The organism is Prochlorococcus marinus str. MIT 0919, assembly GCF_027359375.1.
Classification (GTDB): Bacteria; Cyanobacteriota; Cyanobacteriia; order PCC-6307; family Cyanobiaceae; genus Prochlorococcus_D.
On the sequence record NZ_CP114779.1, the window covers coordinates 351,594 to 364,131 of the forward strand.

Sequence of the window (12,538 nt, forward strand, 5' to 3'; positions counted from 1 at the left end):
CTGCGAAAATCTTTAAGTAATCTTTTAGTTCTAGATGTCGAAGCTTCATCCGGTAGTAGCTGTAACTGGTTCTTCAGGAGCTGGAACAAGCACAGTAAAGAGAGCTTTTGAGCATATTTTTGCTCGGGAAGAAATAATTCCAGCAGTAGTTGAAGGAGATAGTTATCACAGATTCGAAAGGGCACCTATGAAGCAAGCGATGTCTGATGCTCTTGCAAAAGGAGAAAACTTTTCTCACTTCGGACCTGAAGCAAATTTATTCGACAAATTAGAAGAATTGTTCAAAGAATATGGACAAACAGGAGGTGGTCAAAAGCGTTATTACCTCCACAGTCAAGAAGAAGCAGAAGAACATAATAGTCGTTTAGGTACAAACCTAAGTCCTGGGCAATTCACTCCTTGGGAAGATATTCCTAAAGGTACTGATGTTCTTTTTTATGAAGGTCTTCATGGCGGTGTCTCTGGAGAAGGGTATGACGTCGCATCCCTTGCTGATCTCCTCGTTGGCGTTGTACCAATAACAAATCTTGAATGGATTCAAAAAATACATAGAGATAATGCTGAGAGAGGGTATTCGGCAGAAACAATTGTTGAAACAATCCTTAGAAGGATGCCTGACTATATCAATCATATTTGCCCACAATTCAGCAAAACAGACATTAACTTTCAACGAGTACCTACAATTGATACATCAAACCCATTTATTTGCAGAAATATTCCTACTCCAGATGAAAGCTTCGTAATAATTCATTTTAGGAAAGGAGCAAGAGAAAAGTGGGGAATAGACTTTCAATATTTACTTGGTATGATTAATGATTCTTTCATGTCAAGTCCAACTAGTATCGTTGTTAATGGTGGGAAAATGGGATTCGCAATGGAACTAATTTTGACACCTATAATCCACAAAATGATTGAAGAAAAAGGTAAATTGAATAGATAAATGCGTGTAATTTTGTGTTCAATGTAATTATCATCAAGTAATCAAAATCGCTATAAGATAGGATAGTAATGCTAAACAATTAGAAGAAACATTTTTCCTGTGTCTTTATTTGATTGGTTTGCAGCAAGAAGAAAAGATCAGTTTGTTGGCAAAGTCACCCAAGAGACTGATGAAGGTGATGGTCTATGGGGCAAATGCCCGGAATGCAGCCAAGTGGTTTATAGAAAAGACCTACTTGAAAATGCCAACGTATGCAGCAACTGTGGTCACCACAACAGGATAAATAGTGATGAGAGGATAGATTTAATTGCCGATAAAGATAGTTTTATTACACTCGACAGAAATTTAACTCCTACAGATCCTCTTGGATTTAAAGATCGCAGAGCATACGCAGATCGTCTAAGAGAAAGTCAAGCAAATACTGGAATGAAAGATGGAGTGATAACTGGGTTATGCAAGGTTGAAGGAATAGCACTTGCACTAGCAGTTATGGATTTTAGATTTATGGGCGGATCAATGGGGTCAGTAGTCGGAGAAAAAATAACTCGCCTTATAGAAAAATCAACAGATAAAAAGCTACCTCTTCTTATTGTTTGTGCTTCAGGAGGAGCCAGGATGCAAGAAGGCATGCTTAGCCTTATGCAAATGGCAAAAATTTCAGGAGCGCTTGAAAGACATCGAGAGGCAAGCCTCTTGTATATGCCTTTGCTCACTCATCCAACAACAGGTGGGGTAACGGCTAGCTTCGCTATGCTTGGAGACTTAATACTTGCCGAACCAAAAGCGCTGATAGGTTTTGCAGGAAGAAGGGTTATAGAACAAACACTACGGGAAAAACTGCCCGACAATTTTCAAACTGCTGAATATTTGTTAGAACATGGTTTCGTAGATAAAATAATACCCCGAACAAAACTTAAAAAGACTCTGAGTAAGATTCTAAAATTACATGGTTGTACTATTTAACAAAATCCACATTTAGTACATTTAAACATCTAGTTATTATGATCAATCACATTGTTTTAATGGTCCTAGTATTGGTCTTATTTTTTCCCTTAAATGAAGTCTATGGAACACCTATCAAGTGGACAGAAGTAGCTAATAATTACAATGGAAAGCAATATTGGGATATCAGAAGTCTTGAAATATTAGATGAAAGTGAAATCATAATTGTTAGTAAATTTGTTCCTGTTAATCAAAGTTATACTGAAGAAATAATTTATAGAATGGATATAGATTGTAACGGGAAGCGATATCGAGATATAGAGGTTAATGGAATAACAAGTGAAAATAATAGTAAATGGTCATTACCAGATGGGGATATATTAATCAAGCGCGTAATTGATGATTCTTGCAAAAAAGCATTTACCTAGTTTAATCATGGATTCTGCTAAGAAAATACCTGTTGCCATAGCAGGAATGGGATTTGGGCAAAAAGTACATTTAAAAGCCTTATTGGACAGCAATGAAATGGAACCAGTTGCCATCTGGCACCCTAATAAACATAAGTTCAAAGAATGGGGCGAAAAGCATGAAATAAAATTCTACGACAATTGGGATTCAATATTAAAGGATCAAAATATTGAAGGAATAATAATAGCAACACCACCAGAACCAAGATTCCTGCTAGCAAAGGAAGCGCTTAGTTATGGAAAACATTTACTACTTGAAAAGCCAGTTGCCTTGAGATCAGCTCAAATTATAGAGTTGCAGAAAATAGCTCTTAAAAAACAACTTTCAGTAGCTGTTGATTTTGAATATAGAGTAGTGCCTCATTTTCTACATGCTAAGAAAATATTAGATAGTGGCGCAATTGGCAATCCCTGGTTAATAAAGTTAGAATGGATAATGAGTAGCAGGGCGGACTATAGTAGGCCTTGGAATTGGTATTCTGATTCGGATAAAGGTGGAGGCGTAATAGGAGCTCTTGGAACACATGCAATTGACATATTACATTGGCTAATAGGCCCAACTAAAAATGTTTCAGCACTGAATTCCACCTCAATCACTAATAGAAAGTCCTTATCTAATGGAATTTTAAAAAACGTAACTAGTGAAGATATTTGCTTGTCGTATGTAGAACTTGAAAATATGTACTCGACTGAACTCATACCATGTCAAATAAGTCTTTCGTCAACATCATTAAATGGAAGAGGGTTCTGGTTAGAAGTATATGGAAGTGATGGTAATTTAGTTTTAGGAAGCAATAATCAAAAAGATTATGTTCATGGCTTTGGTCTATGGGTAGGAGATCGTGAGAAGCAAGCGCAATCTATTAATCCAGACAAAGAATATTTATTTAATAAAACTTGGGAAGATGGAAGAGTAGCCCCTGTAAAAAGGATACATAGTCTCTGGGCAGAAAGTATAAGAACCAAAAAACCGATAATACCAGGACTTCAAGAGGGTTTAGAAAGCCAAAAAGTTTGTGAAAAAATGAAAGAGTCCAACCTTTCAGGTCTTAAATTATCTGTAAAGTAACAACAGGGGAACTTTATGTAGAAAAGAAATAATTAGAAACTATTAAATTAACATGTGCAAATATGCCTCTATAAAATGTAGTTTTTTATACATTAGAAATGTTATTTAGTTCATTACTGAAGAGGCTAAGCATGAAATGATCTACAAGAATAATTTGAGCCCAATGACATTAAGTTATTACAAAGACGAATTAAAGCAAACAGCACTTTTGCTATCTAAAACTGGGAAAGGAATCTTAGCAGTAGATGAATCTACTAAAACTATTGGGAAGAGACTCTCTTCAATAAATGTTGAAAATACAGAGGAAAATAGAAAAGCATATAGAGGCATGCTTTTTACTACTGAAGGATTAGGTGAATATATAAGTGGAGCGATTCTGTTTGAAGAAACTCTTTATCAGAATCACCTTGATGGTGATTCAATGGTCAAAAAGCTTGAAAAGCTAGGAATAATTCCAGGAATTAAAGTAGATAAAGGACTACGACCTCTCTCTGGAGCCAATGATGTTGAAACTTTCTGTTCAGGACTAGACGGTTTAGTGGAAAGAGCATCAGATTATTATTCTCAAGGTGCTCGCTTTGCTAAATGGAGAGCTGTCCTTCAAATTACTGATGATGGATGCCCATCAAATCTTTCAATAAAAGAAAATGCATGGGGTCTTGCAAGATACGCTAGATCAGTTCAAGAATCTGGGCTAGTTCCAATAATTGAGCCTGAGATTCTTATGGATGGCTCTCATCAAATAGATAAAACAGCAGAAATACAAGAGGAAGTAATAAAGGAGGTTTATATGGCATGTCAGATGAACAATGTCTTCCTAGAAGGAACTCTTTTAAAACCTTCGATGACAGTTCAAGGCGCGGAATGTACTGACAAGGCAAATCCAGAAAAAATAGCAGAATTTACAATTCGGACAATGGAACGATCTGTCCCAGCGAGTGTGCCTGGAATTGTCTTCCTATCTGGTGGTTTAAGCGAGGAAGCAGCATCCATATATTTGAATTTAATGAACAAAGTTAAGAGAAAAGCCAAATGGAATATCGGTTTTTCTTACGGAAGGGCATTACAACATTCCTGCTTAAAGGAATGGAAAGGCACTGACGTTAAAAATGGACAGAAAGCGTTAAAGGCACGAGCTAGAGCAAATTCAGAGGCATCAAAAGGCTGTTATAGTGCAGGGTCTCAGCCATCGTCAGATGAAGCTCTTTTTGTAGCTGGCTATAAATATTGAATTGGCAAATACAAAGAAATATATAACTTTTACTCAAAAGAGATATTTTTATCTCATGAGTACGTGACATTTCATACCTTTATCTTCTAAAGTCCTGGTCCGTTTGACCTGGACTACTTAAGGGCTGGGTCTACCTGACTACTAAAACAAATGGCTCTTGTCCCACTAAGACTCCTTCTTGACCATGCTGCTGAGAACGGCTATGGAATACCTGCTTTCAATGTCAATAACCTTGAGCAGGTACAAGCAATAATGGAAGCTGCTTCAGAAACCGACAGCCCTGTAATACTTCAAGCATCTCGAGGAGCAAGAAGCTATGCAGGTGAGATATTTCTTCGCCACTTAATCATTGCGGCTACAGAAACATATCCAAATATCCCTGTTGTTATGCATCAGGATCATGGGAATGATCCATCAACCTGTTATTCAGCAGCTATAAACGGATTCACATCAGTAATGATGGATGGATCATTAGAGGCTGATGCAAAAACACCCGCAAGCTATGACTACAACGTCGAAGTAACAAAAACAGTTGTTGATTTTGCACACTCAGTAGGTGTAAGCGTTGAAGGCGAATTGGGTTGTCTTGGATCTTTAGAAACCGGAAAGGGAGAAGCTGAAGACGGTCATGGTTTTGAAGGAGAGTTGTCAAAGGACATGTTGCTCACCGACCCAGCTGAAGCTGCTGATTTTGTTCAGAAAACCAAGGTAGATGCATTAGCAATAGCTATTGGAACAAGTCATGGCGCTTATAAATTCACAAGGAAGCCAACAGGAGAAGTACTTGCGATAAGTAGAATTGCAGAGATACATAAAGCCTTACCCAATACTCATCTTGTTATGCATGGATCTAGTTCAGTTCCACAAGAATGGCTTGACATGATTAATAAGTATGGTGGTGCAATTCCAGAAACTTATGGAGTTCCAGTTGAAGAAATACAAGAAGGAATAAGGAATGGTGTAAGGAAAGTAAATATAGATACTGATAATCGTCTTGCTTTCACAGCAGCAGTAAGAGAAGCAGCATCTGCAGATCCTACGAACTTTGACCCAAGACATTTCAACAAACCTGCTAGAAAATACATGAAGCAAGTTTGTTTAGACAGGTACCAACAATTCTGGTGCGCTGGTAATGCAAGTAAGATCAAACAGCAAAGCATTAATTATTATGCTGGGCTTTATGCCAAAGGTTCACTTGAACCTAAGACATCAGTTGCTGCATAACAAACTAGCTGCAATTTAACCAAAAAAAGGGGGGTAACATTCCCCCCTTTTTTAATAAGAAATTTTGAACATAATTATTGCGAAAGAAGACCTCGTAGAATTTTTGCACCAAATATATTACCCATTAAAGGGTCAGTTGCACGCTCCGGATGTGGCATCAATCCAAGAACATTACCATTCTTATTAGTAATTCCTGCGATATCAGAAATAGATCCGTTAGGGTTGTCTTTGTAACGTATAGCGATAGAATCTTCATCTTCTAGTCTTTTCAATGTATCAATATCACATTGATATCTACCTTCTCCATGTGCAATGGGTAGTTTAATGATCTCTCCTTGAGGATAAGTAGAGAACCAATCAGTCCTATAACTGCAAATAGACAATTCAATTGTATTACAAATAAAATGTAAATGTTGATTTCTAGTGAGAGCTCCAGGTAATATCCCTAACTCTGTGAGAATTTGAAAACCATTGCAAATACCAAGAACTTTACCTCCTTTCTTTACAAAATCACTCAAGGAATATATTGCTGGAGCAAACCTTGCTATTGCTCCACATCTTAAATAGTCTCCATAACTAAAACCTCCAGGAAGAACAATCGCATCAAAACCACTAAGATCCGTTGACTCGTGCCAAATAAATCTTGTTGGTAATCCGAGACACTCCTCTGTTGCCCACCTAACATCCCGATCACAATTAGATCCAGGGAAAACAATTATTCCTATAGCCATAATTATTAATTAAGAATTTCAGATTTAGTTTCTGAAAGTTCAAAAGTCCAATTCTCTATAACTGGGTTAGCTAATAAACGATCGCTTAGGGATTTAATGATTTCCTGAGCATCTTGTTCACACTCGGCAGACAAATCAATATCTATAGCCTTACCAATACGTAATTTGTTTATCCCTTCAAGACCAAGTTTCGAAGCTGCAGATCTTGTTGCTTCTCCAGCTGGATCTAAAACTGAGGGGCGAAGGGTTACAAAAACCTTTGCATGAAAATGTGACACTGTTACTTAGTAGTGGTAGTTCTCTAAAAGTGTTATTTAGAGAATGTATTTAAAAGATAAATGATTCATAGAAGTTATTTTTAAAGAAATTCTTAATCCTCAATAATAGTCTTAAATCCCCTTGCAAGACATTTCAGACATGTGTGATAGCAATTAGGACCTGTTTTTCTGTAGCCATTACCACCACAATCTGAGCAAGTTACAAACTTGAGGGGCTGACTAACGGGAGAATTTGCTAATTCAGTCTTATGAGATGTGAAAGATGTACTCACCGCAGAAAAAGCAGACGAAAAGTAAAAGAAGAATCAACTCTCACTAGAGAATCGCTACTTTCAAGAATAATGCAACCAAAAAGTTATATAAATACCAAATATATAAAAAATTAATTAAAAAAATTGTAAATGGCTTCTGAAGCTCCTTGCTTAAGGCTTAATACAATTAAGTCGGCACCTCCATTTTTAGGCTTCCAGGTGTTAGGAGGAGCATCCTCAAACCAAGCATGAAAACGCGGACCTACCATTTGAACTTGGAGAGGTAATATTTTACCGCTCAACCAGAACCGACCCTTCAACCTAAGTATTTGATATTTCATAGAGATCTTAACTAACGCTTCTTTTATGTCTAGTTGATCAATTTCAGACTCAAATCTAAGAGAGTCTGAAATTACATCGATGTGATTGTGATCATGATGGGAATTCTCAGAGTTAGATCTAAACGGTTGGGACACACTCAATCGTTTAGATAATCCTATAATTAATGATGGTTGTATATCTCCTTGACTGATAGGTAAAATCGCGGTCCCATCTCTCACGTAAGAAGTTATAGATTTTGTTATTGCCTTTATAGTTTCTGAGCTAACGAGATCAGCACGACTTAAAAGAACAAGGTCAGCAGATTTCAATTGGTCATGAAATAATTCATTGACAGGTGTTATATGTTCAAGACTTTTATCCTCATTCCGCTGTTTTTCAAATGAACAAAGATCACCTATAGGGCTACCTAAAGATAATGCTTCAGAGTCAACAAGAGTTACAACCCCATTAACAAATAGGCTAGTTTTAATCTCTGGCCATTCTAGAGCTTGCAACAAAGGTCTGGGTAAAGCCAATCCACTGGTTTCTATAATTATTCCATCAAGATTTTGAGATCTAGCGATAAGCTTCTCCATCGTTGGGAGGAAATCATCTTGAACTGTGCAACACAGACATCCATTATTAAGCTCTACCAAACGGTCTTCAATTTCTTCCTCTGGACAAAAACCACAACTTTTAATTAAATCTCCATCAATTCCTACACTTCCAAATTCATTAACAACAACGGCAAGTTTTAAACCACTTTTTTGGAGAAGATTTCTAAGAAGAGTTGTTTTACCAGCTCCGAGGAATCCAGTTACTACAGTTACAGGTAATCTTTCTTGCATGGGAGGGAGAATTTGATTAATTAACAACCAAGGCTGTAAGAGGTATCAACGCCTGTAGTTGAATTTTCGCCTTCAGCCATGCTGCAAAGTTGTTTTTGTTGAATTCGACTAATAACTGCGTCTGTAAAATCTGCCCCTTTAATAGCAGCATTATCAAAAGAGCTTTCCATTAAAAGAGCATTTGTAAAATTCACATCTGAAAGATCTGCATCATCAAAATTGGTTGCATATGCCAAGGAATCATGCATATCAGAGCCAGTCATGATAGCTCCAGACAAATTACTATTGTTAAAAACGGCTCCTGTTAAGTCTGATTGACTAAAATCTATATTTCTTAGGTCAAATTTAACAAATTCAAGTCCACTTAAATCCTGACCATGCATATCTTTGCTGATATTTAATTCTTCTTGATTTCTAATCTCTGGAGGTCTCTTCGCCCAAGAGGCGCTAGCAGGGATGAAGAGGAAGGCAATCATTATCGCCAAAACAAGGCTTGAGATAGAAGCAAATAGAGAATTTTTATGTTTCATAGAAAGTAAAAAGTACTCTTAACTAGTAGTTTATTTATTCACGTTATTGCAAATAAGCCAAAAAGAATCATGTCCATGACACTACGTGTTGTTATTCCTCCACATCCATTAATAGGCCATTGGCTATCTATACTTCGCCACAAAACAACTCCTGGTCCAATATATTCGACTGGCTTAGAGCAAATAGGCAAGTGGTTGACTTATGAAGCTTTAAGAGAATGGATACCATATAGAACTGAAAAAATCGATACGAACAAAAGCGAAACTGAGGGAATAATTATCGATAGTGCTATTCCAATATTAGGTTTAACAAAATTCAAAAATGGCTTGCAATTATGGATGGGAGCAAGGGAACTATTACCAAACGCAACATTATGCTTAGATACTATTCCACATAATATTGATGACAAAAGTGGTGTGATTATTTACGTTGACCAAATTATAAAAGGAGATGAAATACTTCCAAGCCTTGAAACTCTCGTAAAATATAGAATTGGAATGGATCAAATCAGAGTTATCACTGCCTTGACGTCAAATGAAGGACTTATAAATATCGCAAAGGATTTTCCCCAACTAACCATTTACTCAACTTGTATAGATCCAGATATAGCAAACGAGAATGAATTGATACCAGGTATTGGAGATCCTCAATATAGAATTAATACTAGAGTTGCTTAATAGCATTAGAATAAAAAAGGATAATATTTTCTATGGATCAATATCGAGAATCAACAACAAGTACCTTAGGCTCACTAATTAGTGGAGCAGTCTTGGGAGCAGCTGGACTTGCACTATGGCTTTTTTCAGAAGCCGACAAAAGACAACAAGCTAAAAAGCAGAGGGCAATGTTGTACGCACCTAGAATCCAGGATGGTTCAGAGGCGATCGATACTTCTTCAACAATTTCTGGCACACAAAAAAGCGACAACCTCGAAAAAAGAGTTGAGCAACTAAACAATGCTATTGCTGATGTCAGGAGACAACTCGAAGAGCTAGGCGAGCAAGATTAAACAGCCAAATCACGAAACAACTCCTATAGACAAATCATGCTTCGATCAAATGCCATAACGCAGGGGATCCAAAGGTCTCCTAACAGGGCAATGTTAAGAGCTGTTGGCTTCGGAGATGACGATTTTGATAAACCAATTATTGGTATTGCAAATGGATATAGCACAATTACACCTTGCAATATTGGCTTAAACAACCTAGCTAAGCATGCAGAATTGGCATCTAAGGAAGCAGGGGCAATGCCTCAGTTATTTGGAACAATAACTGTTAGTGATGGAATATCTATGGGTACAGAAGGAATGAAGTACTCACTTGTTTCACGAGAGGTAATTGCCGATTCAATAGAAACAGCTTGCAATGCACAAAGTATGGATGCTGTTCTTGCAATTGGAGGTTGCGATAAGAATATGCCAGGGGCAATGATCGCCATGGCGAGAATGAATATACCTGCAATTTTTGTTTATGGAGGAACTATAAAGCCAGGCAAGCTAAATGGATCTGACTTAACTGTTGTAAGTGCATTTGAAGCTGTAGGAAAATTAACCAGTGGCAGAATAACTAAAGAAGAATTAATTGCTGTAGAAAAAAACTGTATACCTGGAGCTGGTAGTTGCGGAGGTATGTTTACTGCAAATACAATGTCAGCCGCTATTGAGGCAATGGGCCTTAGTCTTCCATATAGCTCAACCATGGCTGCAGAAGATGAAGAAAAGACAGAGAGCGCAAAAAAGAGTGCTCAAGTGTTGGTAGAGGCAATAAGGAAAAACATTAGAGCAAGGGATCTTCTGACAAGAAAAGCATTTGAAAATGCAATAAGCGTTGTTATGGCAATAGGAGGATCTACAAATGCTGTTCTTCACCTACTTGCAATTGCAAAATCTTCAGGAGTAAAACTTGATATTGATGATTTTGAGAAAATCCGTCAAAAAGTACCAGTAATTTGCGATTTAAAACCGAGTGGTAAGTACGTCACTGTAGATCTACATAAATCAGGAGGCATTCCTCAAGTCATGAAGCTTTTATTTAATGAAGGTTTAATTCATGGAGAATGCTTAACTATTGAGGGAATAACAATTGAGGAATCATTAAGTTCAGTACCTTCCATTCCTCCCACAAACCAAAAAGTAATTTCTTCACTACAAAATCCAATCTATAAAAAAGGACATCTTGCTATTTTGAAGGGGAACCTAGCTTTAGAAGGTTGTGTGGCAAAAATCAGTGGCATAAAAACTCCTATGTTAAAGGGCCCAGCAAGAGTTTTTGAAAGCGAAGAAAATTGTCTAGAAGCAATACTAAGCAACAAAATCAACTCTGGAGATGTTGTAGTTATAAGGAATGAAGGTCCAGTTGGAGGTCCCGGCATGAGGGAAATGCTAGCTCCAACATCTGCGATAGTCGGTCAAGGTCTTGGTGACAAAGTAGCATTAATAACTGACGGACGATTTAGTGGTGGAACTTATGGTCTTGTAGTTGGTCATATAGCCCCAGAAGCAGCAGTTGGAGGAAATATTGCTCTTGTTAAAGAAGGAGACTTAATTACAGTAGATGCAAATAATAAATCAATAGAGTTGCATGTAGAAGAGGGTGAACTGTTAAAGAGAAAACAATGCTGGGAGAAGCCTACACCTAAATACAATTCAGGAGTTTTGGGGAAATATGCCCGACTTGTTAGTAGCTCTAGTAAAGGAGCAGTAACGGACAATCCTTAAATCTAATTAATTATCCCTCTCTAATAAAAACAAACTTCTTAGTCTTCTTGTAAAAGCCTCTAAAGATGGGTTGTCCTGTGGGGCATGACAACGTTTACCCGTCGTAGGGTCCATCCAAACAGGATGCCTTCCTTGCCAAAGAATAGCTGCTTCTTCTGAATTAGAGGACGACAATGTAATACTTAAATCATTTCCACTTCTAAATATTTCACATTCTAGATCTCTTTCCTTAAAACGAATTCCATGCACATCTCTACATTCAATAATGACAATTAAATCTAAAGAGTTTTGATCATTCTGAACAGAATCATCGTCAGTAGAGATATCAACAACAGAATGCTTCCATGGCTTAAAGCATAAATCAGCGACCTTTGCTATTTCTGTCAAAGGGTTTAAATCCAAGAGTTCAAATGTAGGCACTTAAGCACCTTAAAAGAATTTGAATAGGGCCCTGCAAGAAAGATTCATTTGCTTTGCCAGCCATACCAAACTTCGAGTAAAGGAGTTGAAACTGATTTACATGGTTAACTCTGAAGTCCATATTTGAAGTGACCGGCCTAGTACGAATTGTTGGCTGGAACTTTTCAAAAGGTAATCTAATTATTGATGTGCCATTCTTCTGAGTCTTGAATTCAGCAACCCACTTAATTCGATCATAAAAGTCAGGCATAAAATTCATAAACTGAGTTTTACACGAAATCGCAAATTTTAAAGTTCTACCATATCCATCTATCTTAACTTCTATACCTTTAAAAGGTGACAGATCTAATGGGGGCTCCAAAACAGGAGAACGACAACTGACAAAACCACCATTTTCTTCAATAAGAAAACCTTTTAATAGAAGTCCATTAGAAAGTGGTTCACAATTGGATTGGCTTGCACCCCCCATTATGGTGTCATTTAAAGGAGTCCAATCAGAAAAAGGGATGGTAGAAGAAATTTGAATCTTGAAATACCAGTTTTAAGCAATACTTTAATTATAAATAAAA

The 12,538-nt window shown here is 37.2% G+C and carries 15 protein-coding genes; 9 read left to right on the forward strand and 6 right to left on the reverse strand.

Annotated features, from left to right (window positions below):
- The first annotated feature begins 34 nt into the window (after window positions 1-34).
- From O5635_RS02105 to fba, 6 genes are all read left to right on the forward strand, one after another.
- Window positions 35-940 carry a phosphoribulokinase gene (locus O5635_RS02105; protein ID WP_036902844.1) on the forward strand — a complete coding sequence of 302 codons (906 nt, stop codon included), beginning with the start codon at window positions 35-37 and terminating at the stop codon, window positions 938-940.
- 99 nt (window positions 941-1,039) lie between these two features.
- Window positions 1,040-1,903, forward strand: coding sequence for an acetyl-CoA carboxylase, carboxyltransferase subunit beta (accD, locus tag O5635_RS02110; RefSeq protein WP_036902843.1), 864 nt, complete (start codon window positions 1,040-1,042; stop codon window positions 1,901-1,903).
- A gap of 38 nt (window positions 1,904-1,941) precedes the next feature.
- A complete protein-coding gene (locus O5635_RS02115; RefSeq protein WP_269607803.1) occupies window positions 1,942-2,310 on the forward strand; it encodes a hypothetical protein in 369 nt (122 codons plus the stop codon).
- 7 nt (window positions 2,311-2,317) lie between these two features.
- Entirely contained in the window at window positions 2,318-3,418 is a 1,101-nt protein-coding gene (locus O5635_RS02120; protein ID WP_269607805.1) for a Gfo/Idh/MocA family protein, read from the forward strand.
- 163 nt (window positions 3,419-3,581) lie between these two features.
- On the forward strand, window positions 3,582-4,649 hold the full coding sequence (locus O5635_RS02125; protein WP_036902841.1) for a class I fructose-bisphosphate aldolase: 1,068 nt from the start codon (window positions 3,582-3,584) through the stop codon (window positions 4,647-4,649).
- A 150-nt stretch (window positions 4,650-4,799) separates the two neighbouring features.
- Window positions 4,800-5,873 carry a class II fructose-bisphosphate aldolase gene (gene fba, locus O5635_RS02130; protein ID WP_036902839.1) on the forward strand — a complete coding sequence of 358 codons (1,074 nt, stop codon included), beginning with the start codon at window positions 4,800-4,802 and terminating at the stop codon, window positions 5,871-5,873.
- 74 nt (window positions 5,874-5,947) lie between these two features.
- On the opposite strand, the gene purQ is transcribed toward fba, so the two are convergent.
- The 4 genes from purQ to O5635_RS02150 form a co-directional block, all read right to left on the reverse strand.
- Window positions 5,948-6,604, reverse strand: coding sequence for a phosphoribosylformylglycinamidine synthase subunit PurQ (purQ, locus tag O5635_RS02135; protein ID WP_036902836.1), 657 nt, complete (start codon window positions 6,602-6,604; stop codon window positions 5,948-5,950).
- A 5-nt stretch (window positions 6,605-6,609) separates the two neighbouring features.
- Entirely contained in the window at window positions 6,610-6,882 is a 273-nt protein-coding gene (purS, locus tag O5635_RS02140) for a phosphoribosylformylglycinamidine synthase subunit PurS (RefSeq protein ID WP_036902834.1), read from the reverse strand.
- A 382-nt stretch (window positions 6,883-7,264) separates the two neighbouring features.
- Window positions 7,265-8,302 carry a GTP-binding protein gene (locus O5635_RS02145; RefSeq protein ID WP_036903677.1) on the reverse strand — a complete coding sequence of 346 codons (1,038 nt, stop codon included), beginning with the start codon at window positions 8,300-8,302 and terminating at the stop codon, window positions 7,265-7,267.
- A 20-nt stretch (window positions 8,303-8,322) separates the two neighbouring features.
- Entirely contained in the window at window positions 8,323-8,832 is a 510-nt protein-coding gene (locus tag O5635_RS02150) for a pentapeptide repeat-containing protein (protein WP_036902833.1), read from the reverse strand.
- A gap of 75 nt (window positions 8,833-8,907) precedes the next feature.
- On the opposite strand from O5635_RS02150, the gene O5635_RS02155 reads away from it, so the two are divergent.
- The 3 genes from O5635_RS02155 to ilvD are packed head-to-tail and all read left to right on the forward strand — an operon-like array spanning window position 8,908 to window position 11,549.
- A complete protein-coding gene (locus O5635_RS02155; protein ID WP_241462975.1) occupies window positions 8,908-9,510 on the forward strand; it encodes a uracil phosphoribosyltransferase in 603 nt (200 codons plus the stop codon).
- Window positions 9,511-9,542: 32 nt separating this feature from the next.
- A complete protein-coding gene (locus O5635_RS02160; RefSeq protein WP_036902829.1) occupies window positions 9,543-9,842 on the forward strand; it encodes a hypothetical protein in 300 nt (99 codons plus the stop codon).
- A gap of 36 nt (window positions 9,843-9,878) precedes the next feature.
- Entirely contained in the window at window positions 9,879-11,549 is a 1,671-nt protein-coding gene (ilvD, locus tag O5635_RS02165; protein WP_036902827.1) for a dihydroxy-acid dehydratase, read from the forward strand.
- A 6-nt stretch (window positions 11,550-11,555) separates the two neighbouring features.
- Here ilvD and O5635_RS02170 read toward each other — a convergent pair whose 3' ends face one another.
- Both O5635_RS02170 and O5635_RS02175 read right to left on the reverse strand, forming a co-directional pair.
- Window positions 11,556-11,969, reverse strand: coding sequence for a hypothetical protein (locus O5635_RS02170; RefSeq protein WP_152557315.1), 414 nt, complete (start codon window positions 11,967-11,969; stop codon window positions 11,556-11,558).
- Complete coding sequence (locus O5635_RS02175; protein WP_036902825.1) at window positions 11,956-12,495, reverse strand: CIA30 family protein; 540 nt, start codon at window positions 12,493-12,495, stop codon at window positions 11,956-11,958. Before O5635_RS02175 ends, O5635_RS02170 begins: the two co-directional genes overlap by 14 nt.
- Between the last annotated feature and the right edge of the window lie 43 nt (window positions 12,496-12,538).